Origin of the sequence: Pandoraea sp. (genome assembly GCF_041919235.1) — a bacterium.
Classification (GTDB): Bacteria; Pseudomonadota; Gammaproteobacteria; order Burkholderiales; family Burkholderiaceae; genus Pandoraea.
In genome coordinates this window covers 85,236-110,657 of sequence record NZ_JAYRUC010000012.1, presented here as the reverse complement: position 1 = coordinate 110,657, position 25,422 = coordinate 85,236, and the positions used below count along the sequence as shown (strand labels likewise).

Below are 25,422 nucleotides of genomic sequence, written 5' to 3'. Positions count from 1 at the left end.
GGGAGATTGGTGTCGTGGGTACGGCATTTTTAAGACGAACGATATTCGGTATTTGAAATTATCGGACGTTTCATCTGGGTTCATCTGGGGGCGGCGATCTTCCGAGCCAGGGATCAGCGCACGCGCGTGTCGCCGGCGAGGGGTTTGTTCGCATCGGTGGGCGCGCGCGAAATCGGGCAAAGGGACACTGCGTCAGTGCTTCAGTGCTTCAGTGCGTGGCGCTGCCGAGGGTGCGCTCGCGCCGCCACGCGGCGGGAGGCTTGCCGTAGTGTCGGCGGAACGCGTGCGTCAGCGCGCTTTGGTCATTGAAGCCGACCTCGAGTGCGATGTCCGCGAGCGTCGCGTCGTTCGTGCTCAGCAACGCGGCGGCGCGCGCTAGGCGAAGGCGCATCAGATACTGGTGCGGCGTCTCGCCGGTCATGGCTATAAAGCAGTCGTGAAAATGCCGCACACTCATGCCGGCTTCACGCGCCAGCGTGGCCGTATCCGGCGGTGTTGCGAGATCTGCCTGCAACCGCACGTCGACGTGCGCCAGATTCAATCGGACGGTGCGCAGTGCAGGCCGGGTCGGTGCGAGCCGGGCCGTGAGGGTCGCGAGCCACTCGCGCATGACAGGATCGTCTGCCCGCAGGGGGTGTCCGGCATCCACACGCGCGCCCACACGTCGGGCCAGCGCTTGCAGCGTCGCATCGAGCGCGAAAAAGGCCTCGTGCGCGAACGTGCGCGCCGTGCCCGTCGTCGCGGCAAGGTGCGACGGCACATCGAGTACGACCTGCTGGTTGGGGCCGTCGCCGCGATAGTCGTGCCGCACACCCGCCGGGATCACGACCCCATTGCGCGCGCCCACGCGGCCGTAACGCGTCGCGTCGCCTTCGAGCGAAATCGACATGCGTCCCGAGAGTCCGATCACGACCTGATGAAAGTCGTGCGTGTCGGTGCTGTCGGTCGGACGGTACTCGCGCAGTTCGAGAATCGGGGCGGACATGGGGGACGAAGAGAAACGGCGAATGCTCGGGAATCAGACGTTAGCACCATTCTGAGGCACGTGGGGTGAACGCGGCGAACGGTGTGCGCGGAGGGCGGCGGGGAGGTGAGCGATGGGAAATTCCGATCCCGGCTTCGGACTGCGCCGCGAATGCACGCGCTCGGCTGATATAATGGCGGCTTCCGAATGTTGGCGACCCGCCTGCGCGAGACCCTCCGCTGCGGGCGTTTTTGTTTGTTGCCGACGCGATGCACCGAAGCCAAAACATGACCACTGTCCGCACCCGCTTTGCGCCTAGCCCGACCGGATTCATCCACCTGGGCAATATCCGTTCCGCTCTCTATCCGTGGGCGTTCGCGCGTCACAATCACGGCGCGTTCGTGCTGCGCATCGAGGATACCGATCTCGAGCGTTCGACCCCGGAAGCCGTGCAGGTCATTCTCGAAGGCATGGAATGGCTCGGCCTCGATTACGACGAAGGTCCGTTCTATCAAATGCAGCGCATGGATCGCTACCGTGAAGTGCTCGAGCAACTGAAGCGCGACGGTCATGTCTATCCGTGCTACATGAGCGTGGAAGCGCTCGACGAGTTGCGCGAGCAGCAGCGCGCGCGCGGCGAAAAGCCACGTTACGACGGGCGCTGGCGCCCGGAGCCGGGCAAGGTGCTGCCCGCGCCGCCGGCGGGCGTGCAACCTGTGCTGCGCTTCAAGAATCCGCTTGCCGGCAGCGTGGTGTGGGACGATGCCGTCAAGGGCCGCATCGAGATCTCGAACGAAGAGCTCGACGATCTCGTGATTGCGCGCCCGGACGGCACGCCGACGTACAACTTCTGCGTGGTCGTCGACGACATCGACATGGACATCACGCACGTGATTCGTGGCGACGACCATGTGAACAACACGCCGCGTCAGATCAACATCTTCGCAGCGCTCGGCAAGCAACCGCCGATCTACGCCCATCTGCCCACGGTGCTCAACGACCAGGGCGAGAAGATGTCCAAGCGCAACGGCGCCATGAGTGTGGTCCAGTACCGCGAAGAGGGTTTTCTGCCCGAGGCAGTGGTGAACTACCTCGCGCGTCTGGGCTGGGCGCATGGCGACGCCGAAGTGTTCACGCGCGAGCAATTCGTCGCGTGGTTCGATCTCGATCACCTCGGCAAGTCACCGGCTCAGCACAACCCCGAAAAGCTGCTGTGGTTGAATAACCAGTATCTGAAGCAGGCGGACAACGAACGTCTGGCCGGTCTGACGGAACCGTTCCTGCAGAAGGCGGGGGTGTCGATCGAAGGCGGGGCCGCGCTCGCCGGCGTGGTCGCGCTGTTCAAGGACCGGGCGAACACGATCAAGGACATCGCGGCAAGCGCCGAAATGTTCTACCGCAAGCCGTCGCCGCCGCAAGCCGATCTGGCTCAGCACATGACGGACGCCGCGCGTGCGGCGGTGAAGGACCTCGCCACGGCGCTCGCGGCGTTGCCGGCGTGGACAAAGGAGGCAATCTCGCCCGCGTTCAAGGCGACGCTCGCCCAGCATGGCATGAAGATGCCGCAACTGGCGATGCCGGTGCGTCTGCTGGTGGTGGGCACAACGCATACGCCGTCCATCGACGCCGTGCTCGAATTGCTCGGCCGCGATGCCGTGCTGACGCGTCTGGGTGCGTGAGCACCCGGGCACGCGAGTACGTGAGCAAGTAAGGGCCGAGGTTTTCCGAGACTGTCCGGGACGGTGCTGGAAACAAAAAACCCCGGGGAAGCGCAGGCGTCGCCGGGGTTGATGACGAGGGACGCAACGTCCCTGCGTGCGCTTACGACTGCGCTTACGACTGCGCGTTGCCTTGCGTGGCGACGGCGCTGGCGCTGGCCCTGGCCGGTGACGCCGGGCGCTTGGCGCGCGAATAGCCTTCGAGCAGCTTGACCATTTGTGCGTAGATCTTCGGGTTGCCCGCGAGAACTTCGCCTTCGAACAGAAAGTCCGACTCGCCGGTGTAGTTGCCGACCAAGCCGCCGGCCTCGGTAATCAGCAGGCTGCCAGCCGCCATATCCCAGGCATTCAAACCCTGCTCGAAGAAGCCGTCCATGCGGCCGGCCGCGACGTTGGCCAGATCGAGCGCCGCAGCCCCCGGACGGCGGATGCCGGCACAATGCTCGGTCATCGTGCCGAACATCTTGAGGTAGTTCTCAACGCCTTGCAGATCGCGGAACGGGAAGCCGGTGCCGATCAGGCCGTCGGCCAGGCGATCGCGGCGCGACACGCGGATGCGCTTGCCGTCGAGGAAGGCGCCACGGCCACGCGACGCGGTGAAGAGCTCGTTGCGGGTCGGATCGTAGATCACGGCTTGCGACACGATGCCCTTGTGGGCGAGCGCCACCGACGTGCAATAGTAGGGCAGGCCGTGAATGAAGTTGGTGGTGCCGTCGAGCGGATCGATGATCCACTGGTAGTCCGAACCCGACTTGCCGTGCGCTTCGCCCGATTCTTCGGCGAGGATGGCGTGGTCCGGATAGGCTTGAAGCAGGGTGTCGATGATCGCTTGCTCAGCCGCTTTGTCTACTTCCGTCACGAAGTCGTTGTGCTGCTTCTTGGTGACCTTGACGGTGTCGATGTCGAGAGAGGCGCGGCTGATGATGTTGCCGGCGCGGCGCGCGGCCTTCACCGCGATATTGAGCATGGGATGCTGCATGACAGATTCCTGTTAAGGCCATCGCCGACGCGATGCACGACCCTCTCCGGGCCGGCTGGCAGGCATGGCAGACAAAGCGAACAAATTGAGCAAGAGCGACGCCCGGCAAGCGCCGCACACAGGGTGGCGGCTCGTTTGCGGAGGCGAAAACGCGTATTTTAGCAAAAACGCGGCCTTTGCGCCTCGATGTCTTTATCTTCCGACCCTTTTTCGGCCGGGGGATGTGGCGTCGCACGTTGGCATGACAGCCCGCAGCGTCGGCGATTCAGGGCAAAATAGCGACGTTTGCCGTTGGGCCGTCGTCGGGCCTGAGTTTCGTGCGGCGCCATTTCCGTTCATTTCGCTTCGTCTCTCATCTTCGCCGTCACATGTCCCAGTCTGCTGCTGCCCTCCCTGCGTTGCCGTTGTTCGATCAAGTGCGTTTCGTGCTCAACGAGACGAGCCACCCCGGGAACGTGGGCTCGGCCGCGCGCGCGATCAAGACGATGGGCTTTGGCCGGTTGGTGCTGGCCGCACCGCGTGCGGGCGCCGACGTGCTGCGTGATCCGGAGGCCGTGGCGCTGGCGAGCGGCGCCGACGATGTGCTCGCGAGTGCACGCGTTGTGCCCGATCTCGACGCGGCATTGCAGGGCGTGAGCTGGGCCGTTGCGCTCTCGGCCCGATCGCGCGAGTATGGGCCGCCGAATGCGGAGCCACGCGAAAGCGCAGCGATCGCCGTGCAACATGCAGGGCAGGGCGAGGCGGTGGCGTTCGTTTTCGGGAGCGAGCGCACCGGTTTGTCCAACGGCGATGTGGAGCGTTGCAATGCGCTGGTGCACATTCCGGCCAACCCCGTGTACAGTTCGCTCAATCTCTCGCAGGCGGTGCAGTTGATTGCCTATGAAGTGCGTCTGGCGTGCCTGACGCGCGAGCGGGGCGAGGTTCCCAATGGCGCGGCGGCAGCGGCGTTGCCCTTGGGGATCGCCTCGGGGATCGAGGCCGCTGCTCGCGAGGCGCTCGCGACACGCGATGACGTCGAAGGCATGCTCGTGCATCTGGAGCGCGCGCTTGTCGACCTCGATTATCTCGATCCCGAAAATCCGAAAAAGCTCATGACACGCCTGCGCAGGCTCTTCGCGAAGAGCCATCTGGAGCGTGAGGAGGTCAACATTCTTCGTGGTATCGCGAAGCATATTCTGGCGCGCAAGATCCGGCGGTGACGCCACACCATCTGCAACGCCCGCCGGCTGCGGCCGGCCCGCTCTCAGGCAACTACGCGACGATCGGTCCAGGACGGCCGGACGCGCCCTACAGGATCGACTTCAGACGCATGTTCACCCGCCTTCGTGAAGATATCGCCGCCATTCGGCAAAAGGACCCCGCTGCGCGCAGCAACTGGGAAGTCTTTACGTGCTATCCCGGCCTGCATGCCGTGATGCTGCATCGGGTCGCCCACGGCTGCTGGGCGTCCGGCTTCAAATGGCTTGGCCGCTTCGTGTCGCAATATGCGCGCTTTCTCACCGGCATCGAAATCCATCCGGGCGCGACGCTTGGCCGCCGCGTCTTCATCGATCATGGCATGGGCGTGGTGATCGGCGAGACGGCGGTGATTGGCGACGACTGCACGATTTATCAGGGCGTGACACTCGGCGGCACATCGCTTGCACGCGGCGCGAAGCGCCACCCGACGTTGGCGCCGGGCGTGATTGTCGGTGCCGGTGCGAAGGTGCTCGGTGGCTTTACGGTGGGCGAGGGGGCGAAGATCGGCTCGAACGCCGTGGTGGTGAAAGCGGTACCCGCCGGCGCCACGGCCGTGGGCAATCCGGCGCGCGTCATTCGTGCCGACACGCCGCGCGAAGGCGCGCAGGCCAAACCTGATGCGCCGGCGCGCAAGCCGGAATTTTCCGCCTACGGCATTGCGCCGAACGCCGACGACCCCGTCTCGCTCGCGATTCACGGCCTGATCGAGAACGCGACCGATCAGGCGCACAAGATCGATGTGATGGTGGCGGCGCTCAATCAGCTTGGCGCGCATCTTGAAGCGCTCGGCGCGAGCAAGATCGATACCGCCGAACTGCGCAAGCTGGGCAGGGAAATTCAGGACATGTGACGTGTGAAGTCGCGAGTTCACCCGGAGGCGTGCGGCCCGTCGTCCTGACGGGCCTCCCGACGGCTGGCATCGTGTCCGACGTCAACCGGGACCGTTCATTCCGCCGGGCCGATTTACCGGGCGGCGACGACGATTTACGCGTTCTCCGGCGCGGATTGCACGAGATCGACGGCGCGCAAGCCGTGGCTGTCCCATTGCAGATAGCCGCCGCGCGGCGAAGCGATATCGAATTCCCAGTCGGGCAACACCCAGCGTACCCGCCGTCCGTGCGCATGCCGTGCCGGACGATGCGTGTGTCCATGCACGAGCGTGCGCTCGCCGGCGGCGTCGAGCAGGGCGGCGATGGCGTTGGGGTTGGCGTCGGCGTAGGCCATACGGAGTTCACCCTTCGCGGCGCTCCCCTGCCGGATCCGATTCGCGATGGCCATGCGCCAGCGCAACGGCAGTCTCAGGAAAAGCGCCTTGCCCAGCGACGAATGTGCAACGCGGCGAAAGCGCTGATAGGCCACGTCGTCGGTGCACAACCGGTCGCCGTGGCTGAGCACCAGCGCCTGGCCGAGAAACGAGAAGACGCATGGGTCGTCGAGCATGCGCGCGCCGGCCTCGCGCGCGAAACGCTCGCCGAGCAGGAAGTCGCGATTGCCGCGCATCACGGCGATCGGTACCCCACTCGCGGACAGTTCCGCCATTGCCGCCGTCATGCGACGCGCAAACGCGCCCAAGGGTTCGGTGCCGGGCGATGTCGATTCGTCGCGTGCGCGTGTGCTCGGTTCGATATCGAGCATGTCGTCGCCGATCCAGTATTCGAACAGATCGCCGAGAATGAAAAGGATGGACGCTTCACGCGCGGGGCCGCGCAGGAAGTCCTCGAAGACTTGCACCGTGCGCGGCAGCGCCGGCGAGAGGTGAAGGTCGGAAATGAAAAGCGCGGGCCCGTCGCCCCGGGGTGTCACGGGGCATTGCGGGCACCGCGCAGTCGATACTGGCATCGATCGTCGCAGTCGGCTATGAACGCGCTTAGGCGACGATCACGGCCTTCTCGATGATGACGTCGTCAACCGGCACGTCCTGGTGGAAGCCCTTCGAGCCGGTCTTCACGCCCTTGATCTGGTCGACGATTTCCTGGCCTTCGATGACCTTGCCGAACACGGCGTAGCCCCAGCCTTGCGGCGTGGGCGCGCTGTGGTTCAGGAAGTCGTTGTCGCTCACGTTGATGAAGAACTGTGCCGTGGCCGAATGCGGGTCGTTCGTGCGCGCCATGGCCAGGGTGTACTTGTCGTTCTTCAGGCCGTTGTTGGCCTCGTTCTCGATCGGGGCCTCGGTGGGCTTTTGCTTCATGCCGGGCTCGAAGCCGCCGCCCTGAATCATGAAGCCATTGATCACGCGGTGGAACACGGTGTTGTCGTAGAAGCCGTTCTTGACGTAGTTCAGGAAGTTCTCGACCGACTTCGGTGCCTTGGCTGCGTCGAGTTCGATGCGAATGACGCCGTGATTGGTGTGCAGTTCAACCATGATGCTTTCCTTCTGATGAAATGGTCCCGTTGGGCCGGAGGATTTCAGCGCTTGACGACGCTGGCCGATTCGATCACGACCGGCGTGGCCGGCACGTCTTGATACACGCCCTTGCGGGTCGTGGCAACACCCTTGATCTTCTCGACGGTATCCATGCCGGATACCACTTTGCCGAATACCGTATAGCCGTAGCCATCCGGGTTGGGGTAATCCAGTGACGCATTATCCTTCACATTGATGAAGAATTGCGCGGTCGCGGAGTTCGGATTCGACGTCCGGGCCATGGCGATGGCACCCGTGACGTTCTTCAGGCCGTTCTGCGATTCGCTGGGAATTGGCGCCCGCGTGGTCTTTTCGTTCATCTCGGGCGTGAAGCCGCCCCCCTGAATCATGAAATTGTTGATCACGCGGTGGAAGATCGTGCCGTTGTAGAAGCCGCTGTTGACGTACTGGAGGAAGTTCTCGACGGTTTTCGGGGCCGCTTTCGGGTTGAGTTCGACCACGAAGTTGCCGGCCGACGTCTTGAACTGCACTTGCGGCTGCAGGGTTTGTGCGAATGCACACACGCTCGTGCCCGCCAGGGCGGCCGTAGCGATTACGCTGCCGAGCAGTGCGCGACGCAGGCGATTCGGAAAGGTCATGCGTGTCTCCGTAGACAGTGTAGGTTCGATTCGATGGGAAACGCGGGTGTCGAGCGATGTCTTAATTTCCCGACTTGCCGACGCTCTTGAGCGCGGCGGCGTCGCTGGCCTTGGCCGGTGACGGGGTCTGGCTCACGGGGGCGGCGCGCTGCGGGGCCAGCATATCGGACAGGATTTTTTCGCGGTTCGACACGCGGGCCGTCGGCGCGATCTTCAGTGCTTTCTGATAGGCCTGCTGCGCGAGCTTGGCGTAGACGTCGCCAAGGTTCGAGTAGGCCACGGCGAAACTCGGGTTGTTGCGAATCGCGCTCTCGAGCGCGGCGCGCGCGCGGTCGTACTCGCCAGCCTGCGCATAAAGCGCTGCGAGATTGTTGAACGGCTCGGGCAATTCAGGGAAGTCCTGCGTGAGCGCGGTGAAAGCGTCGATGGCTTCGGCGTTGCGCCCCATCTCCATGAGCACGCGGCCGCGCGTGAAGCGCACTTGCGCATCGCGCGGATACTGCTTGAGATGTTCGTCGCTCTTGGCGAGCGCGTCGTTGAGTTTGCCGGCGGCGACCAGCTTGTCGATGGCCGACTCGCTCGCTTGCTGCGGCGTTTGCAGCGGCGCGGGCGGTGGCGGATCGGTGATGACCTGCGCACTTGCAGGGAGCGCGAACAGCGTGCCCGCGAGGCCGAGGGCGGCGCCCGCAAGCGTCAGCGCACGGGCGCTGCCAGCGGCCGGACGGAGGCGGGAGAGAAGGCGCGTTGCAGAGGGCAAAAGTGACCGGCTTCGTTGCGTCATAGTGGGTGCTTGGGATACCTGAGAGGTGCACAAGAGATGCTATACTCGGCCGCATTCTAACAAAACACCTGCGCTCGGCCCCCGCCATTTCTTGTTGTGACGGCGGATGCGGTTCGCAGGTTCGTTTTTTCTACCGCACGGCGCGCAGCCCGCCTCGCGATGTCGCTCCCCTCACATAGTGTGTGATGTGGCCGAGGACATCGTCGCAGCGTCCGGCGCTGTTGCCGCCCGGTCAAGCGCTTATCTATGGATTCACTGCGTGTCTACAACTCGCTCGCGCGAGACAAACAGCCGTTCGTACCGCTCGTGCCCGGCGAAGTCCGCATGTACGTCTGCGGAATGACGGTCTACGACTACTGTCACGTTGGTCATGCGCGCGTGATGGTGGTGTTCGACATGGTGCAGCGTTGGCTGCGCACGCTTGGGTACCGCGTGACTTATGTGCGCAACATTACCGATATCGACGACAAGATCATCAAGCGCGCCGTCGAGAATGGCGAGACGATGCGTGAGCTGACGACGCGTTTCATTGCCGCCATGCACGAAGATGCCGACGCGCTCGGCGTCCAGCGTCCCGATCACGAGCCGCGTGCGACCGATTTCATCGGGCAGATGGTCGACATGATCGGCACGCTGCAACGTAACGGCTATGCCTATCAAGCCGACGACGGCGACGTGAACTATGCCGTGCGCAAATTCGCCGGTTACGGTCGGCTCTCGGGCAAGTCCATCGAAGATCTGCGCGCGGGCGAGCGCGTTGCCGCCAATGCCGCGAAGCAGGACCCGCTCGATTTCGTGCTCTGGAAGCGCGCCAAGGAGACGGAGCCTGAGGAATCGAAGTGGGCGTCGCCATGGGGCGCGGGCCGTCCGGGGTGGCACATCGAATGCTCGGCAATGAGTTGCCAACTGCTCGGCAATCACTTCGATATTCACGGTGGCGGGGCCGATCTGCAATTCCCTCATCACGAGAACGAGATCGCCCAGAGCGAAGGCGCCACGGGCGAGACGTTCGTGAACTATTGGATGCACAACGGCTTCGTGCGCGTGGACAACGAAAAGATGTCCAAGTCGCTCGGCAACTTCTTCACGATTCGCGAAGTGCTCGCGAAGTTCGACGCGGAAGTCGTGCGCTTTTTCATTTTGCGTGCGCATTACCGCAGCCCGCTCAATTACAGCGACGCGCATCTGGACGACGCGCGCGGCGGCCTGACGCGCCTGTACACCGCGATCAAGGACGCCACCGGTGACGGTGCGCCGCTCGACTGGAACGAATCGTTCGCGCAGCGCTTCTCGGCGGCGATGAGCGACGACTTCAACACGCCCGTGGCGCTCTCCGTGCTGTTCGAACTCGCGGGTGAAATCAACAAGCAGCGCGATCCCGCGCTCGTGCGGCAATTGCAGGGACTGGCCGGCACGCTCGGCCTGCTCGGCCGCGACCCGCAATCGTTCCTGCAAGGGGCGACGGGCGGTGACGCGGCGAATGACGGCGACGCATTGCGTGCGAGCGTCGAGGCGCGTATCGAGGCGCGTGCCCAGGCCAAGCGCGAACGTAATTTTGCGGAGGCCGATCGCATTCGTGCCGAATTGCTGGCCGAGGGGATCGTGCTGGAAGACCGTCCCGGAGGCGCCACCGAATGGCGTCGTGCCTGAGCGCGGCGCATCGAGAAAATCTCATGGTGACTCGTAAATCCGTGGCCGCGAAGGTCGCGACCAAGACTGCCGCAGCGAAGCCGACGACGAAGACCGCCAAAGCGGCGACGCCCGCCGACGCGAGCGTACGCCGCGCGCCTGCCAAGGGGGCCGCGGCCAAGTCCGGTCGCACGACTGCGTCAGGTAAAACGGCAGCGACGGCGACGAAAGCCGGCATCGCTCGCAAGGGCGCGCAGCCGGCGGCGGAAAAGGTTGCCCGAAAGGTTGCCCAAAAAGCCGCACAAAAGACCGCACAAAATACCGCACCAAAGGCCACACCAAAGATCCCAAAGCAGGTCGCCCAAAAGGTCGCCCAAAAGGCCGCGTCCAGGGCCGGAACGAAGGTTGCGCGCAAGACACCGGAAAAGTCCACGCCGTCGACCGTCGCGAACGCCGCCCCGAGCGCGCGCCGCGTCATCGCCAAGCGCGATGGCGAGACGCGCATCGTGACGCCCGAGATCGAACGCATCGAGCACGAACTCGTCGATCAGATCGTGAGCGGCGCGGTGCCGTTGCCGGTGGCGGCGGGGGCGACGCGCCCTGTCTTCTGGGATCAGGCCTGTAACGATCTGATGAAGCGCGACCGCATCCTCAAGAAGTTGATTCCCCAATTCGGTCCGGCGCATCTGACCGGGCGCGGCGAGCCGTTCGTCACGCTCGCGCGTTCGATCGTCGGCCAGCAGATCTCGGTGAAGGCTGCGCAGGCAGTGTGGGACCGCGTTCAGGCGACCTGTCCGAAACTCACGCCCGCCCAGTTCATCAAGGCAGGACACGATGCGCTTGCCGGGTGCGGGCTGTCGCGTCGCAAGGCCGAGTACATCCTCGACCTGGCAACGCACTTCAAATCGGGCGCACTGCATGTCGATGCCTGGGCGAGCATGGACGACGAGACCGTCGTCGCCGAGCTGACCGGCATTCGCGGCATCGGCCGCTGGACGGCCGAGATGTTCCTGATGTTCAATCTGCTGCGCCCCGACGTTCTGCCGCTCGACGATGTGGGGCTGATCAACGCAATCAGCGTCAACTATTTCAGCGGTGAGCCCGTTACACGCAGCGAAGCGCGGGACGTGGCTGCCAATTGGGAGCCGTGGCGCTCGGTCGCGACCTGGTATATGTGGCGAAGCCTCGAACCGGTGCCGGTCGAATACTGATTGCTTGGCCAAGGACGTATAATCCGCGTCCATCCGTCTCATCGAGTCATTATTGACGTCTATTGTGGATCGAATGGTAATGAAAGTTGCCTATCTCGGCCGGGTAGACGTTGCCGGCGGTACAATACGCTGCCGCATTTCCGGGGAAACCTGATGAAGAACACCTTTTTGGATTTTGAACAGCCGATCGCCGAGCTCGAAGCGAAGATTGAAGAGCTGCGCTTCGTGCAAGACGATTCAGCCGTCGACATTTCCGAAGAGATCGAGCGCCTCTCGAAAAAGAGCCAGCAGCTCACCAAGGACATCTACACGAACCTGTCCCCGTGGCAGGTTTCGCAAATTTCGCGTCATCCGCAGCGTCCTTACACGCTCGATTACGTGCGCGACATCTTTACCGACTTCCACGAGCTGCACGGCGATCGCAATTTCTCGGACGATCTCGCCATCGTGGGCGGCATGGCCCGCTTCAACGGCCAGGCCTGCATGGTGATCGGTCACCAGAAGGGCCGCGACACGAAGGAGCGTGCGCTGCGCAACTTCGGCATGCCGCGTCCCGAGGGCTATCGCAAGGCCATGCGCCTTATGCGGCTGGCCGAGAAATTCGGCCTGCCGATCTTCACGTTTGTCGATACGCCGGGCGCTTACCCAGGGATCGACGCCGAAGAGCGTGGTCAGTCCGAAGCCATCGGCCGCAATCTTTATGTGATGGCCGAGCTCAAGACGCCGATCATCACCACGATCATCGGTGAAGGGGGCTCGGGCGGCGCGCTGGCCGTGGCGGTCGCCGACACGGTCATGATGCTGCAGTTCTCGACGTACTCGGTGATTTCGCCGGAGGGTTGCGCGTCGATTCTGTGGAAGAGTGCGGCCAAGGCGCCCGAGGCGGCCGAAGCGCTGGGTCTGACGGCGCACCGCCTGAAGGCGCTGGGCCTGATCGACAAGATCATCAACGAGCCGCTGGGCGGCGCGCATCGCGACCCGCTCGGCATGGCCGGCATGCTCAAGCGGGCGCTGGCCGACTCGCTGCGCCAGTTCCAGGGCATGAGCCACAAGGAACTGCTCGAGCGCCGCTTCGAGCGCCTGATGAGCTATGGCAAGTTCAAGGAAGCCGGCGCGAAGTAAGGCGTTCGCCGTCGCGTCGTCGCCCATCGTGGCAATGACGCCGAATCCCATGCCTCATCATGACCTTTCTGCCGCGTCCGCATCGGCCCGATGCGACGCGGCAGTTGTCCATGTGGATGTCGCTTTGCGTGTCGCATTGGCGATGCATGTCACACCGCATGGCACGCCTGCCCGCCTTGCCCTTGCGCTGAGCGGCGGTCTCGACTCGATGGTGCTGCTCGATGCGCTCGCCCATTGGATTCAGGGGCGTCGCGAAGCGGGGGAGGCGATCGCACAACCGGTGGCGATCCACATTCATCACGGGCTTTCCGAACACGCAGACGACTGGCTTGCCGTGTGCGAGCGCGAGGCGCGTTTGCGCGGCTTTGCGTTCGAAGCGCGCCGTGTGAGCGTGCCGCGCGACGCCCGGCAGGGTGTCGAAGGTGCGGCGCGTGCGGCGCGCTATCACGCCCTTTCGGCGGTATGCAGTGCGCACGGCGTGGATTGGCTGTTGACCGCCCATCATGCGAACGATCAGGCCGAGACGGTGCTGTTGCAGATGCTGCGCGGCGCGGGCCTGCCTGGCGTGGCCGCGATGGCCGTGGAGGGCGTGATGCCGGACGCAGCAAGCGCGCCTGACACCGCGCGCTTGCTGCGTCCGCTGCTCGACGTCTCGCGCGAGACGATGCGCGCTTATGCGAGTGCGCGTTCGCTGTCATGGGTCGAGGATCCGTCCAACGACGATCGTCACTATCTTCGCAATGCGTTGCGTCACGATGTTCTTCCCGCCATTGCGGCACACGTACCCGCGTACCGGGAGACGTTGGCACGATTTGCGCGTCACGCGGCACAAGCGCAATCGCTGCTCGATCAACTCGCGCGAACGGATTTCGACGGCGCGTGTTCGCAGGAGGCGAATGGCGGTGAGCGCTTGCAACGTAGCCGTCTTCAGGCGCTTGACGCGCCACGGCTCGCGAACCTGTTGCGGTATTGGGTGGCGCGCCGCGGATTGACCCTGCCGCCGGAGGCGCGGCTGGACGAATGGGTGCGTCAGATTCAGGGTGCGCGCGCTGGCGCATCGCTTGCGCTGCCGCATGACGGTGCGGTCTTGCGTTTATATCGCGACGAACTGCAATGGACGGCGGTCTACGATTCTGCCGGCCCGGACGATCCTGCGCCGGACGTTGTGATGCGATGGTCGGGCGAGCGGGAATGGCATTTGCCGCAATGGCAGGGAAGCGTTGTGTTTGTGCCGGTCGCCGAGGGCGAGCCGGTCGAGGGCACCATCGACGAGCGCGTGCTGCGCGCGCAGCCGCTGGTGGCCAGGCAGCGCGTGGGCGCGGAGCGCTGGCGCGAGCGGCCGGACGGACATTCGCGCTCGCTCAAGCACTGGTACCAGAGCCGCGGCGTGGCGGCGTGGTTGCGGCATGTGCCGATCGTCTGGCAGGCGAACGAGATTGTTTTCGTGCCGCGATTGGGCATCGACGGCGCGGCACAGAAAGGTGGGCAAGGTGAGCGCGGAGGGGCGCGCTGGCGCATGATGTGGCGCGACGAGGCGTAAGGCCGGCATCGGTTGGACGCATGGTGGGCGAATGGCGCCAATAAATGAGAGGAAGCGAGTGGAATCGGCGTAAGCGACCATCAGAAACCCTCCGCGTCGACGTTCGGAATCGCCTTCGAAATCCCCTTCGGAATCCCCTTCGGAAATCCCCTCGGAAATCCCCTCGGAAATCCCCTCGGAAATCCCCTCGGAATCAGCACAATCTGCTGCCGAATGCGGCAAGTCGTCCTCGGCACAGTGCAATCTGCGCCAGACTGGCTCGGGCGCGGTACATTCGTGCGATAATCAAAAGTTCCGCGAATCGAAACGTTACCGACAGCCCTCGGCGGGTACCCGTGCGCGATTCATAAACGGTTTCAAATCAATGTGTTAGCAATGTTATGGCTCTGATCGTACACAAATACGGCGGCACGTCGATGGGCTCGGTGGAGCGCATCAAGAATGTCGCCAAGCGCGTGGCCAAGTGGCACAAGGCCGGTCACAAGATGGTCGTGGTGCCGTCGGCGATGTCCGGCGAGACCAATCGTCTGCTGGGTCTGGCCAAGGAAATTTCGGCCCAACCCGATCCGCGCGAACTGGACGCCATTGCCGCGACGGGCGAGCAAGTGAGCGTCGGCCTGCTGGCGATGGCCCTCAAGGAAGCGGGTGTCGACGCCGTGAGCTATGCCGGCTGGCAAGTGCCGATCAAGACGGACAGTGCTTTCACCAAAGCGCGTATTTCGGAAATCGACGACAGCCGCGTGATGGCCGATCTGGATGCCGGCCGCGTGGTCGTCATCACCGGTTTCCAGGGCATCGATCCGAACGGCAACGTGACCACGCTGGGGCGTGGCGGCTCGGACACGTCGGCCGTGGCGGTGGCCGCCGCCCTTCAGGCCGATGAGTGCCTGATCTACACCGACGTCGACGGTGTGTACACGACCGACCCGCGCGTGGTCGACGAAGCGCGCCGGCTCGACAAGGTCACTTTCGAAGAGATGCTGGAAATGGCCAGTCTCGGCTCGAAGGTGCTGCAAATCCGTTCGGTGGAATTCGCTGGCAAGTACCAGGTCAAGACTCGTGTGCTCTCGAGCCTGACCGATCCGATGATCGCGCTCGACGAAGAAGCGCGCTCGGGCACGCTGATTACTTTTGAGGAAGACGAACAAATGGAAAAGGCCATCATCTCGGGTATCGCATTCCAGCGCGACGAGGCCAAGATCACCGTGCGCGGCGTGCCCGATCGCCCGGGCATCGCGTATCAGATTCTCGGCCCGATTGCCGACGCGAACATCGATGTCGACATGATCATCCAGAACCAGAGCGTCGACGGCAAGACCGACTTCACGTTTACCGTGCCGCGCGGCGAATTCCAGCGTGCCATGACGCTGCTGCAAAACGAAGTGCAAGGTCACATCGGCGCCGCAGAAGTCTCGGGCGATCCGAAGGTCTCGAAGGTGTCGATCGTCGGCGTGGGCATGCGCTCGCACGTGGGTATCGCCAGCAAGGCATTCCGCACGCTGTCGGAAGAGGGCATCAATATCCAGATGATCTCCACGTCGGAAATCAAGATCTCTGTGCTGATCGACGAGAAGTACATGGAACTCGCGGTGCGCGCGCTGCACAAGGCGTTCGAGCTCGATCAGGCCTGACGCATCCGTATCGGGCGGTGCGCAATCGCGTGCCGCCTGCACGCGGAGTGCATGCGGTGCGATGCACGATTTTCGGGCCGCGATGCGGGGAAAAATCCCCGAACGTGTCGTACGCATGACACCTGCGCAAAAAATGTTGGATTTTGATGCCCATAATGTTTGACGGCATTGCGAACAGTAGGTAATATCACGCCTTCGTTACATCACCTCCCTGATGTGACGACAAGTTTGGGAGACGTGGCCGAGAGGTCGAAGGCACTCCCCTGCTAAGGGAGCATCTGGGCCAAAACCTGGATCGAGGGTTCGAATCCCTCCGTCTCCGCCAAGTCGCCTTGGCGGAACACCCCCGGCGCTTCGCGGAGCGCCGGGGGTTTTTTCTTTCCCGCGTTCGCGCGTTGGCGATATCTCGCGCGTCGATATCATCTCTTCTTCGAGCGAGGACAACCATGTCGATCATCACCACCGATTCCGGCCTGCAATACGACGATCTGCAAGTGGGCGATGGCGCTGAAGCCACGCCGGGCAAAACCGTCACGGTGCACTACACTGGCTGGCTGACGGACGGCAAGAAATTCGATTCCAGCAAAGACCGCAACGATCCGTTCGCCTTCGTACTCGGCGGCGGCATGGTCATTCGGGGATGGGACGAAGGCGTTGCCGGCATGAAGGTCGGCGGCAAGCGCAAGCTGGTGATTCCGCCCGAACTGGGCTACGGCGCACGCGGCGCCGGCGGCGTGATTCCGCCGAACGCGACGCTGGTCTTCGAGGTCGAACTGTTGGACGTCTGAACCGTCTGAAGCCGCTACCCAGCGGCAAAGCCGATGCAACAGACACCCCCGGTGCCTCGCAGGTACCGGGGGTGTTGTCTTTTACGTGGGCCATCGTTACGCGCGCTGGTCTTATCAAGGAGCCTTCAAGAGGTGTCTCACTCAGCAACGCCAGTGTCCAGATTCTGGTTTCCGTTCGCACTCGTGCTCTTCGAGTTTGCCGTCTACATCTCGAACGACATGATCATGCCCGGCATGCCGATGGTGACGCGCGAGTTCGGCGCGTCGGCGGACATGACCACACTGGCCCTCACCGCTGCCATGCTTGGTAACGCCAGCCTGCAATGGTTGCTCGGACCGCTCGCCGATCGCTTCGGGCGCCGTCGCGTGCTGCTCTCCGGTCTCGTGATGTTCATCGTGGCCTGTCTGGCGATGCACTTCGTGCAGTCGATGCCGCAATTCATCCTGCTGCGTTTCCTTCAGGGCATGGGGTGCTGTTTTGTGCTGACCGTGGGGTATCCGACGGTGCATGAAGCGTTCGAAGAGAAGACCGCCGTGCGGGTGATGGCGCTCATGGCGAACGTTTCGTTGCTCTCGCCGCTGTTCGGCCCGCTCGCGGGCGCTGCCGTGGTGTCGTTCTGGCCGTGGCGCAGCATCTTCTGGCTCATCGCCATCGTCGCTGCGGTCTCGTTCGTTGGGCTGTATCGCACCATGCCGGAACTGTCGCGCCATGACCGCACTGCACTGAACGCGAAGCAACTCTGGGCGGGTTACAAGCTGCCGCTCTCGAGCGCGCGGTTCTGGCGCGGCGCCGTGCTGACGGGGGTAGCCGTGGCGCCGCTGCTCACCTGGATCGCACTCGGTCCGGTGTTCCTGATCGAGCGCGCCGGGCTGTCGCAGATGCACTATGCGATGCTGCAAGTGCCGGTGTTCGCGGCGCTGATTCTCGGCAATGTGCTGCTCGCGCGTCAGGTGGGCCGCTGGTCCAATGGCCGTTTGCTGGCCACGGGCGTCACCGCCATGCTGATCGGTGCGGCGGTGTCGCTCGTCGGCACGGCGATTCTTGCGCCGGGTTATCCGGCGTTGCTCGTCGGCACGTCGTTGCACGCGTTCGGGATGGGCATGTGTTACGGCGTGGTGTATCGCCAGTCGTTATTTGCCGTTGACAGCCCCAATCGCGCGACGATTGCCGGCATGCTCAGCATGATCACCATCGTCGTGGCGGTGGCCGCGATCGAGGCGATGAAGATGGCTTATCTGCACTTCGGCGATGCGGCGCTCGGCATCGGTGCGATGACGGCGGCAGCACTCGTCGCGGTGCTCGCGGCGAACTTCGTCCCGCCGCCCGTGCAGGACGCGCTTGCGCAGCCCCCGCGGCAGTCGTAGGCCGAGCCTGCAACGAAGAACCCCGCAAGACGAAGACGTTTGAACTGCCCCCAACGCGTTGGACATAGCGCCAACCCTTGGGGGCTTTTCATGCGCGGCACGTCAGCCGTGTGCGCGTTCGTCGGCTGCGGGTTCCGAGTGATGCGTGTCGGTACGGGCCATCGGCGGTGCCGATCCGGTGGCCGAGGCGTCGGCTCCCGCCGTGACGGCGGTATCGGGCGCTGCCGGTGCAGGCGTGGCGTAGTAATCGCGCTCCCACTTCTCGTGATTCGTCTTGGCTTGCTGCAACTCTGGCGTGAGCGGCGCGAAGGCGAGCAGCAACTTGTTGAGCCACGACACCGGGGCTTTGCACGGGCGCTCGAAATCGACGAACAGCACCACGCGCGTCTCGTCGGTATCGTTATGGACTTCGTGCGCATAGGCGTCGTCGAAGATCACCGCGCGATGGGTCTCCCAAACGTAACGCTGGCCGCTGACTTCGATCCAGCACTTCTCACGCTCTCTCGGCACCTTCAAGGCAAGATGCAGACGCAGGACCCCGTTGTAGGGGCCGCGATGCAACGGGATCCGTTTGCCTGGCGAGAGAATGGAGAAGAAGGCGGTGCGCAACCCGGGAATTCCGTCGAGAGCGGTGGCCGTGGCCGGACAACGCGCGAGATTGCGCTCGGCACGCATGCCGTAGCCAAGAAACACGAAGGTCTGCCATTGATGGTCTTGCGTGATGGTGGCGACGTCGGGCGAGATTTCGTGAAACGCGGGCAAGCGTCCGGGCGTGGCGAGAACGGCGTCGAGTTCCCTGGCGATGGCCGGTGCCTGCGCTTCGATCGCGCTCACCCACGGGAACTGGGCATTGTCGAAGATGGGTTTGTCGCCAACGAGTGAGCCGCGAGCGATGCGACGTTGCGCCGCTTCGACACATTGAAAGAAAAAACTCGCGAGCCAGCGGGGCAGGGTACGGTTGGGGTTCTGCGCGGGCGATCGTGAAGCACTCAACGTCGGCCTCCAGGGCGGAAACTAAGGAACCGGCCAGCGGGCATGTGTCTTTCAGTGCGGTCACCGCCGGGCTTTTCGGTACAATTGTCGCGCGGTCCGGCCGTGTCGCCAAGCGTCATGCGGGAAATGTGCGTGACGGCGCGGTTGTGCAACGTGACGGAAGGCGACGAGACGTCGCGGCGGGCTGAAGGGCGAGGGCCGGATGCGACCGGGCCCGGGCAGGCCGGTGGCCGCCGACCAATACAGGAGATGCATGAACGCGCGCACAACACGGCAACCACACATGACGCGGGCCACGTTCGGTCGCTTCGCGTCTTCTATGGCTTTCATGGCGCTCCAGGCGCCTCGCGCTTGTCTCACCGCCGCCGCCGCCCGTTCCGCTCCGTTCCGTGATTTCCTCGCCAGGGCCCGCACACTGTCCCGCGCGCTGATGATCGTGTCGACTCTCTCGGCAGCCCTGCTACTGGCGCCGTCGGCGCATGCCAAGTACGCCATTGCGCAGTACGGCGAGCCGAAGTATCCGCAAGGGTTCACGCACTTCGATTACGTCAATCCCGATGCACCCCGTGGTGGCACGCTGACGCTGGCGAACCCCGATCGTCGCACCAGCTTCGACAAGTTCAACCCGTTCACACTGCGCGGCACGGCGCCGCCGGGCGTGCTCGGGCTGATGTTCGAGACGCTCGGTATCGGAAGCGCCGACGAACCCGCCACCGTCTATGGGCTGCTCGCCGACGACATCGCGGTCGCCCCGGACGGCGCTTCGGTCACGTTTCATCTCAACCCGGCCGCGCATTTCAACAATGGCGAACCGGTGATGGCGCGAGACGTCAAGTATTCGTTCGATACGCTGATGAGCCCGCAGGCGGCGCCGGGTTTCAAGGTCTTGCTCGCCGACGTAAAGAGGGTGACGGTGCTCGACCCCCGCCGCGTGCGCTTCGACTTCCGTCGTGTGAGTCCCGACCTGCCCCTGCTCGTGGCGTCGGTGCCGGTGTTCTCCTCCCAATGGGGTGTCGGCGCGGATGGAAAGCGCAAGGCGTTCGACGCGCTGACGTTCGAGACACCCATCGCCAGCGGCCCCTATCTGATCGAGTCGTACGACGGCGGCCGACGCATCACCTTCCGGCGCGACCCCAAGTATTGGGGCAACGACTTGCCGGTTCGGCGCGGCACATATAACTTCGAGCGCATCGTCTACAAGCTTTATTCCGACGACATCGTGCGGCTCGAAGGCTTCAAGGCGGGCGAGTTCGACGCCATCACCGAATACCGTGCCCGGAGCTGGGTGCGCAGCTATGTGGGCAAGCACTTTCGCGATGGCGAACTGATCAAGCGCGAGTTCGTCCATCACAACGCGGCGGGCATGCAGGGCTTCATTCTGAACCTGCGGCGCGGCCTGTTCCGCGATGTGCGCGTGCGGCAGGCCCTGGACCTTGCGCTCGACTTCCAGTGGCTCAATCGGCAACTGTTCTACAACCAATACCAGCGCATCTACAGCTACTTCACCAATAGCGATCTCGCCGCACGCGGCATGCCGAGCGCGGCGGAACTCAAGTTGCTCGAACCGCTGCGCAAGTCGCTCGATCCGGCGGTGTTCGGCCCCATGGTCGTGCAGCCGACGACCACGCCGCCTGCGAGTCTGCGCGAGAACCTGCGCAAGGCGCGCGAGCTGCTGGCGCAGGCGGGCTGGACGTACCGCGACGGGGCGTTGCGCAACGCCAAGGGCGAGCCGTTCGAGTTCGAATTTCTCGACGATGGCGGTGCCATGGGGCCGGTTGCCTCGGCGTATGCACGCAATCTCGCAAAGCTCGGCATTACGCTGAACTTCCGGACAAGCGATTACGCGTTGTATCAGAAGCGTCTGGAGGCGTTCGACTTCGACATGATCTCGCTGCGCTACCCCGATTCGCAGATACCCGGTACCGAATTGCTCGACCGCTTCGGCAGCCATTCGGCTGACGTGGAGGGCTCGGATAACGTCATCGGCCTGAAGGATCCGGCCGTCGATGCGCTCATGGCTGCGCTCGTGCGTGCGCAAACCTATGGCGATCTCGTGGCCGCCGCGCGTGCACTGGACCGGGTGTTGATGCACGGCTATTACATCGTGCCGCACTGGTTCTCGTCGACGCATCGCATGGCCTTCAAGCAATTTCTGCGTTTCCCGGCCACATTGCCTCAGTACTACACCGCAGACGGCTGGCTCGTGTCGACGTGGTGGGACTCGCGTGTGGGGCAGGGCAAGGGGGCGACGCGGGATCCGGCGGCGTCCTCGGCGGTGTCTGTGGTGTCTGCGGCGTCCGGGTCTGCCGTGTCTGCTGTGTCTGCCGTGTCTGCCGCACCCCGATAGATTCGTCCCGCGCCCGAGCGTCAGGTACCGACAGGAGCTGCCCCCAATCATGTGGTCCTACATCATCAAACGACTGCTGATCATGATCCCGACACTGCTCGGCGTGATCACACTGACCTTCGTGGTCGTTCAATTCGTGCCGGGCGGCCCGGTCGAGCAGATCATGCTCGAACTCAAGGGGCGCGGCGGCGGCGGGGAGGCGAGCGGCGGCGGTGGGGGGAGCGACTATCGCGGACGGCGTGGCATCGACGCGCAGCAACTCGCCCAGATCAAAGCCTTGTATGGCTTCGACAAGACACCGGCGCAGCGCTACTGGCTCATGCTCAAGCGTTTCGCGAGATTCGATCTCGGTCAGAGTTACTTTCATCATCAAAGCGTGTGGTCGCTGATCGTCTCGAAGTTGCCGGTGTCGATTTCTCTCGGACTCTGGACGTTTTTCCTCACTTATCTGATATCGGTGCCGTTGGGTATCGCCAAGGCGGTGCGCAACGGCTCCCGGTTCGACACACTCACGAGTCTGGTCGTGCTCGTTGGCTACGCGATCCCAGGCTTCGTGCTCGGGGTGCTGCTGCTGGTGCTGTTTGGCGGGGGCACGTTCTGGCAATTGTTCCCGCTGCGTGAGCTTGTCTCCGACAACTGGAGCGACCTGTCATGGCCGGCGAAGATCGTCGACTATCTGTGGCACATCACGCTGCCGGTGACGGCGTCTGTCGTTGGCAGTTTTGCGGTCGTCACCATGCTCACGAAGAACGCGTTCCTCGACGAGATTCGCCGTCAGTACGTGCTAACCGCGCGCGCCAAAGGTCTCTCGGAGCGCAAGGTGCTGTTCAAACACGTATTTCGCAACGCACTGATTCCGCTCATCACCGGTTTTCCGGCGGCTTTCATCGGTGCTTTTTTCGCGGGAAGTCTGCTGATCGAGACGCTGTTCTCGCTCGACGGACTCGGCCGCCTCTCCTACGAGTCGGTGCAGCGCCGCGATTATCCGGTCGTGCTCGGCTCGTTGTATCTGTTCACGCTCATCGGCTTGCTGACCAAGCTCATCTCCGACCTGTGCTACGTCCTGGTCGATCCGCGTATCCAATTCGATCGACTGGAGCACTGACGTGACCCGATCCGCCACGCCATCGCCACGCCCGCCGTCGCCCATGTCGCCAGCGTCGCCCATGTCGCCCATGTCGCCTTCGCGTTCGCCGCGCACACGGGTCTGGCGGCGCTTTCGCGGCCAGCGACTGGGTTATTGGAGTCTCGTCGCGTTCCTCGTGCTGTTCGGCATCAGCCTCTTCGCCGAGGTGATTGCCAACGACAGGCCGTGGGTCGTTCGCTACGAGGGGCACTGGTATTTCCCGCTCGTGAAGACATACCCGGAGTCGACCTTCGGCGGCGATTTTCCGACACCGACCGATTACCTCGATCCGTTCATCGAAGACCGCATCCGTGCCGGCGACAACTTCGCAATCTATCCGCCGGTGCACTACAGCTACGACACCATCAACTATTTTTCGACGGCGCCCAATCCTGCGCCGCCGTCGTCCGAGAACTGGCTGGGCACCGACGATCGTGGTCGCGATGTCTTCGCGCGGCTGCTGTACGGGTTCCGGCTGTCGGTGATCTTTGCGCTGGCCCTGACCGTCTCGGGCACGCTGCTCGGCGTGCTCGCCGGTGCCGTACAAGGCTTCTACGGTGGACGCATCGACCTGACGCTGCAACGCCTGATCGAGATCTGGGGGTCGTTGCCCGAGTTGTATCTGCTCATCATTTTCGCGTCGATCTTCGAGCCGCATCTCTGGCTGCTTTTCGTGCTGCTCTCGCTGTTCGGCTGGATCGGATTGTCCGACTACGTGCGCGCCGAGTTTCTGCGCAATCGTCAACTCGATTACGTCCGCGCGGCGCGGGCGATGGGCCTGTCGAACTGGCAGATCATCCGGCGTCACGTGTTGCCCAACAGCATGACGCCTGTCATCACGTTCCTGCCGTTTCGCATGAGCGGCGCGATTCTCGCGCTCACGAGTCTCGACTTCCTTGGACTGGGCGTGCCGCCGCCGACGCCCAGCCTCGGCGAGCTGCTCAATCAAGGCAAGGCGAACCTCGACGCATGGTGGATCTCGCTCGCCACGTTCACGGTGCTCGTGCTCACGCTGCTGCTGCTCACCTTCATGGGCGACGCCTTGCGCAACGCGCTCGACACGCGTGTCGCGGACAAGCAGGCGGCGGCCGGGGGGGCCATGTGAGCGCGCCGCTCCTGAGTATCGAAAACCTGTCGGTGCGCTTCGGCGACACCGACGCCGTGAGGGACGTGACGCTCGCCGTCGGACGCGGCGAGCGGGTCGCGCTGGTGGGGGAGTCGGGCTCCGGCAAGAGCGTGACGGCGCTGGCCATTCTGCGCCTGTTGCAGGACGCGCAGGTGCAGGGGCGCATCCTGCTCGACGGCGTTGACCTGGCCTCTTTGAGCGAACGTGAAATGCGTGGGATGCGCGGCAACGACATCGCCATGATTTTCCAGGAGCCGATGACCGCGCTCAACCCGCTCTATTCGATCGGCGAGCAGATTGCCGAGGCGCTTGAGTTGCATGAAGGGCTCAGCGCCAAGGACGCGAAGGCACGCGCCATCGAGCTGCTGCGCCGCACGGGCATTCCCGAGCCGGAGCGCCGGGTCTCGCATTTTCCGCATGAGTTGTCGGGCGGACAACGTCAGCGTGCCATGATTGCGATGGCGCTCGCGTGCCGCCCCAAGCTGCTGCTGGCCGACGAGCCGACCACGGCCCTCGACGTGACCATTCGTGCGCAGATCATCGAACTGCTGCTGGCGCTGCAACGCGACGAGGCCGAAAAGCGGGGCATGGCAGTGTTGCTCATCACGCACGATCTGAATCTGGTGCGGCGTTTCGCGCAGCGTGTCGCGGTCATGGAAAAGGGCGTGCTCGTGGAATGTGCCGACACCGAGACGCTTTTCACGAATCCGCAACATCCGTACACGCGAAAGCTCATCGACAGCCGTCCGCAGCGCGAAATTCACCCCGTTTTGCCGATTGCGCCGGTGTTGCTGGAAGCGCGCGGCGTTGCGGTCGACTATGCGACGTCGCAGCCCGGTATGCGTGGCTGGTTCCGGCGGGGGCGGTTCCGCGCGGTGTATCCGGTCGACCTGACGTTGCGGCAGGGGGAGACATTGGGCGTCGTAGGCGAGTCGGGCTCCGGCAAGTCGACGCTCGCGATGGCATTGCTCGGGCTTCAGCACGCGAGTGCGGGGCAGATCGAGTTTCAGGGCGCGCCGCTCTCCGATTATCGCGGCAAGGCACAGCAGCGCACGCTGCGCTCACGCATGCAGATCGTGTTTCAGGACCCCTACGGCTCGCTGTCGCCGCGCATGACGATCGAGGAGATCGTCGGCGAGGGGCTTGCGCTGCATCGTCCGCAATTGACGGAAGCCGAGCGGCGAGCTCGCGTGGCGGAAGCCTTGCGCGAGGTGGGGATCGATGCGCGTGTGATGTCGCGCTATCCGCATGAGTTTTCAGGCGGGCAACGGCAACGGATTGCGATTGCGCGCGCACTCGTGGTCGACCCGCAGGTGCTGGTGCTCGACGAACCGACCAGTGCGCTCGACGTATCCATCCAGCAGCAGGTGCTCCATCTGCTCGCCCAATTGCAGATCAAGCGCAACTTGAGTTACCTCTTCATCAGTCACGACTTGGCCGTGATGCGGGCAATGGCACACCGTGTACTGGTCTTCAAGGACGGGCATCTGGTGGAGCAGGGAGATACGGAATCGGTATTTCTCGATCCACAAAACGCTTACACGCGAGAGCTGATCGCGGCGACCCTGGGGTAGGCACAGGCGTTTGGCATTTCGGTGAAAACATCATGGAACGTCTTGGAACGTCGGCTAATTTTCCGAAGTGTGATTGCGGATTAAAATTTTTCCGATTGTGTTGATTGTTTTTTTCTATTACCTTTTGACATCATGTGACGTTCACATTACTATCGCGTACCAATTAAGTTGAATATTCAACGAGTTAATCGTCGCTTCCGGCGGCAAGTCCGGCGGTGAATCCGCCGGGCGTGACTCGAACGTGTTCGACACGGCAGCATCCTGTTGCAATTGACGAGCGACTCAT

The 25,422-nt window shown here is 63.6% G+C and carries 21 protein-coding genes and 1 tRNA gene; 15 read left to right on the top strand and 7 right to left on the bottom strand.

Going from position 1 to position 25,422, the window contains the following annotated elements:
- Positions 1-208: 208 nt before the first annotated feature.
- Complete coding sequence (locus ACE3UG_RS11825) at positions 209-985, bottom strand: helix-turn-helix domain-containing protein (RefSeq protein ID WP_374623971.1); 777 nt, start codon at positions 983-985, stop codon at positions 209-211.
- Between the two features lie 266 nt (positions 986-1,251).
- Here ACE3UG_RS11825 and gltX point away from each other — a divergent pair, with 266 nt between their 5' ends.
- Entirely contained in the window at positions 1,252-2,643 is a 1,392-nt protein-coding gene (gltX, locus tag ACE3UG_RS11820) for a glutamate--tRNA ligase (protein ID WP_374623968.1), read from the top strand.
- A 154-nt stretch (positions 2,644-2,797) separates the two neighbouring features.
- On the opposite strand, the gene ACE3UG_RS11815 is transcribed toward gltX, so the two are convergent.
- A complete protein-coding gene (locus ACE3UG_RS11815) occupies positions 2,798-3,661 on the bottom strand; it encodes an inositol monophosphatase family protein (RefSeq protein ID WP_374623965.1) in 864 nt (287 codons plus the stop codon).
- Between the two features lie 368 nt (positions 3,662-4,029).
- Between ACE3UG_RS11815 and ACE3UG_RS11810 the strand changes: the two genes are divergently transcribed.
- Together ACE3UG_RS11810 and cysE are read left to right on the top strand one after the other, a co-directional pair.
- Complete coding sequence (locus ACE3UG_RS11810) at positions 4,030-4,860, top strand: RNA methyltransferase (RefSeq protein ID WP_374623962.1); 831 nt, start codon at positions 4,030-4,032, stop codon at positions 4,858-4,860.
- Positions 4,861-4,970: 110 nt separating this feature from the next.
- The gene (gene cysE / locus ACE3UG_RS11805) at positions 4,971-5,750 is read left to right on the top strand and encodes a serine O-acetyltransferase (protein ID WP_374623959.1); all 780 of its coding nucleotides are present in this window, start codon (positions 4,971-4,973) and stop codon (positions 5,748-5,750) included.
- A gap of 134 nt (positions 5,751-5,884) precedes the next feature.
- Here cysE and ACE3UG_RS11800 read toward each other — a convergent pair whose 3' ends face one another.
- From ACE3UG_RS11800 to ACE3UG_RS11785, 4 genes are all read right to left on the bottom strand, one after another.
- Positions 5,885-6,739 carry a UDP-2,3-diacylglucosamine diphosphatase gene (locus ACE3UG_RS11800; protein ID WP_374623955.1) on the bottom strand — a complete coding sequence of 285 codons (855 nt, stop codon included), beginning with the start codon at positions 6,737-6,739 and terminating at the stop codon, positions 5,885-5,887.
- A gap of 28 nt (positions 6,740-6,767) precedes the next feature.
- The gene (locus tag ACE3UG_RS11795) at positions 6,768-7,262 is read right to left on the bottom strand and encodes a peptidylprolyl isomerase (RefSeq protein WP_374623952.1); all 495 of its coding nucleotides are present in this window, start codon (positions 7,260-7,262) and stop codon (positions 6,768-6,770) included.
- Between the two features lie 44 nt (positions 7,263-7,306).
- Complete coding sequence (locus ACE3UG_RS11790; protein WP_374624092.1) at positions 7,307-7,885, bottom strand: peptidylprolyl isomerase; 579 nt, start codon at positions 7,883-7,885, stop codon at positions 7,307-7,309.
- A 79-nt stretch (positions 7,886-7,964) separates the two neighbouring features.
- Complete coding sequence (locus tag ACE3UG_RS11785; RefSeq protein ID WP_374623949.1) at positions 7,965-8,660, bottom strand: tetratricopeptide repeat protein; 696 nt, start codon at positions 8,658-8,660, stop codon at positions 7,965-7,967.
- A 270-nt stretch (positions 8,661-8,930) separates the two neighbouring features.
- On the opposite strand from ACE3UG_RS11785, the gene cysS reads away from it, so the two are divergent.
- The 8 genes from cysS to ACE3UG_RS11745 all read left to right on the top strand — a co-directional run bounded on the left by cysS (position 8,931) and on the right by ACE3UG_RS11745 (position 17,970).
- Positions 8,931-10,334: a cysteine--tRNA ligase gene (gene cysS, locus ACE3UG_RS11780; RefSeq protein WP_374623946.1), complete on the top strand. Its 1,404-nt coding sequence runs from the start codon at positions 8,931-8,933 to the stop codon at positions 10,332-10,334.
- Between the two features lie 23 nt (positions 10,335-10,357).
- Positions 10,358-11,524 (top strand): hypothetical protein, encoded by a 1,167-nt coding sequence (locus ACE3UG_RS11775; RefSeq protein WP_374623943.1) that lies wholly within the window; start codon positions 10,358-10,360, stop codon positions 11,522-11,524.
- 153 nt (positions 11,525-11,677) lie between these two features.
- Positions 11,678-12,646 (top strand): acetyl-CoA carboxylase carboxyltransferase subunit alpha, encoded by a 969-nt coding sequence (locus tag ACE3UG_RS11770; protein WP_374623940.1) that lies wholly within the window; start codon positions 11,678-11,680, stop codon positions 12,644-12,646.
- 124 nt (positions 12,647-12,770) lie between these two features.
- Positions 12,771-14,186: a tRNA lysidine(34) synthetase TilS gene (tilS, locus tag ACE3UG_RS11765; protein WP_374623937.1), complete on the top strand. Its 1,416-nt coding sequence runs from the start codon at positions 12,771-12,773 to the stop codon at positions 14,184-14,186.
- A gap of 380 nt (positions 14,187-14,566) precedes the next feature.
- Complete coding sequence (locus ACE3UG_RS11760; protein WP_374623934.1) at positions 14,567-15,817, top strand: aspartate kinase; 1,251 nt, start codon at positions 14,567-14,569, stop codon at positions 15,815-15,817.
- Between the two features lie 231 nt (positions 15,818-16,048).
- Positions 16,049-16,142: transfer RNA gene (locus tag ACE3UG_RS11755), tRNA-Ser, on the top strand.
- A 121-nt stretch (positions 16,143-16,263) separates the two neighbouring features.
- On the top strand, positions 16,264-16,605 hold the full coding sequence (locus ACE3UG_RS11750; RefSeq protein ID WP_150589653.1) for an FKBP-type peptidyl-prolyl cis-trans isomerase: 342 nt from the start codon (positions 16,264-16,266) through the stop codon (positions 16,603-16,605).
- 153 nt (positions 16,606-16,758) lie between these two features.
- A complete protein-coding gene (locus tag ACE3UG_RS11745) occupies positions 16,759-17,970 on the top strand; it encodes an MFS transporter (protein ID WP_374623931.1) in 1,212 nt (403 codons plus the stop codon).
- 102 nt (positions 17,971-18,072) lie between these two features.
- On the opposite strand, the gene ACE3UG_RS11740 is transcribed toward ACE3UG_RS11745, so the two are convergent.
- The gene (locus ACE3UG_RS11740; protein ID WP_374623928.1) at positions 18,073-18,963 is read right to left on the bottom strand and encodes an aspartyl/asparaginyl beta-hydroxylase domain-containing protein; all 891 of its coding nucleotides are present in this window, start codon (positions 18,961-18,963) and stop codon (positions 18,073-18,075) included.
- Positions 18,964-19,291: 328 nt separating this feature from the next.
- Between ACE3UG_RS11740 and ACE3UG_RS11735 the strand changes: the two genes are divergently transcribed.
- From ACE3UG_RS11735 to ACE3UG_RS11720, 4 genes are all read left to right on the top strand, one after another.
- Complete coding sequence (locus ACE3UG_RS11735) at positions 19,292-21,310, top strand: extracellular solute-binding protein (protein WP_374624089.1); 2,019 nt, start codon at positions 19,292-19,294, stop codon at positions 21,308-21,310.
- Between the two features lie 49 nt (positions 21,311-21,359).
- Positions 21,360-22,415: a microcin C ABC transporter permease YejB gene (locus tag ACE3UG_RS11730; protein ID WP_374623925.1), complete on the top strand. Its 1,056-nt coding sequence runs from the start codon at positions 21,360-21,362 to the stop codon at positions 22,413-22,415.
- A gap of 70 nt (positions 22,416-22,485) precedes the next feature.
- The gene (locus tag ACE3UG_RS11725) at positions 22,486-23,541 is read left to right on the top strand and encodes an ABC transporter permease (protein ID WP_374623922.1); all 1,056 of its coding nucleotides are present in this window, start codon (positions 22,486-22,488) and stop codon (positions 23,539-23,541) included.
- Positions 23,538-25,136 carry an ABC transporter ATP-binding protein gene (locus ACE3UG_RS11720; RefSeq protein WP_374623919.1) on the top strand — a complete coding sequence of 533 codons (1,599 nt, stop codon included), beginning with the start codon at positions 23,538-23,540 and terminating at the stop codon, positions 25,134-25,136. Before ACE3UG_RS11725 ends, ACE3UG_RS11720 begins: the two co-directional genes overlap by 4 nt.
- The last annotated feature ends 286 nt before the right edge of the window (positions 25,137-25,422 follow it).

Coding starts and splice junctions, on each gene's coding strand:
- ACE3UG_RS11825 (WP_374623971.1), bottom strand. CDS start 985: ATGTCCGCCCCGATTCTCGAACTGCGCGAGTACCGTCCGACCGACAGC.
- gltX (WP_374623968.1), top strand. CDS start 1,252: ATGACCACTGTCCGCACCCGCTTTGCGCCTAGCCCGACCGGATTCATC.
- ACE3UG_RS11815 (WP_374623965.1), bottom strand. CDS start 3,661: ATGCAGCATCCCATGCTCAATATCGCGGTGAAGGCCGCGCGCCGCGCC.
- ACE3UG_RS11810 (WP_374623962.1), top strand. CDS start 4,030: ATGTCCCAGTCTGCTGCTGCCCTCCCTGCGTTGCCGTTGTTCGATCAA.
- cysE (WP_374623959.1), top strand. CDS start 4,971: ATGTTCACCCGCCTTCGTGAAGATATCGCCGCCATTCGGCAAAAGGAC.
- ACE3UG_RS11800 (WP_374623955.1), bottom strand. CDS start 6,739: ATGCCAGTATCGACTGCGCGGTGCCCGCAATGCCCCGTGACACCCCGG.
- ACE3UG_RS11795 (WP_374623952.1), bottom strand. CDS start 7,262: ATGGTTGAACTGCACACCAATCACGGCGTCATTCGCATCGAACTCGAC.
- cysS (WP_374623946.1), top strand. CDS start 8,931: ATGGATTCACTGCGTGTCTACAACTCGCTCGCGCGAGACAAACAGCCG.
- ACE3UG_RS11775 (WP_374623943.1), top strand. CDS start 10,358: ATGGTGACTCGTAAATCCGTGGCCGCGAAGGTCGCGACCAAGACTGCC.
- ACE3UG_RS11770 (WP_374623940.1), top strand. CDS start 11,678: ATGAAGAACACCTTTTTGGATTTTGAACAGCCGATCGCCGAGCTCGAA.
- ACE3UG_RS11760 (WP_374623934.1), top strand. CDS start 14,567: ATGGCTCTGATCGTACACAAATACGGCGGCACGTCGATGGGCTCGGTG.
- ACE3UG_RS11750 (WP_150589653.1), top strand. CDS start 16,264: ATGTCGATCATCACCACCGATTCCGGCCTGCAATACGACGATCTGCAA.
- ACE3UG_RS11735 (WP_374624089.1), top strand. CDS start 19,292: ATGGCGCTCCAGGCGCCTCGCGCTTGTCTCACCGCCGCCGCCGCCCGT.
- ACE3UG_RS11730 (WP_374623925.1), top strand. CDS start 21,360: ATGTGGTCCTACATCATCAAACGACTGCTGATCATGATCCCGACACTG.
- ACE3UG_RS11725 (WP_374623922.1), top strand. CDS start 22,486: ATGTCGCCTTCGCGTTCGCCGCGCACACGGGTCTGGCGGCGCTTTCGC.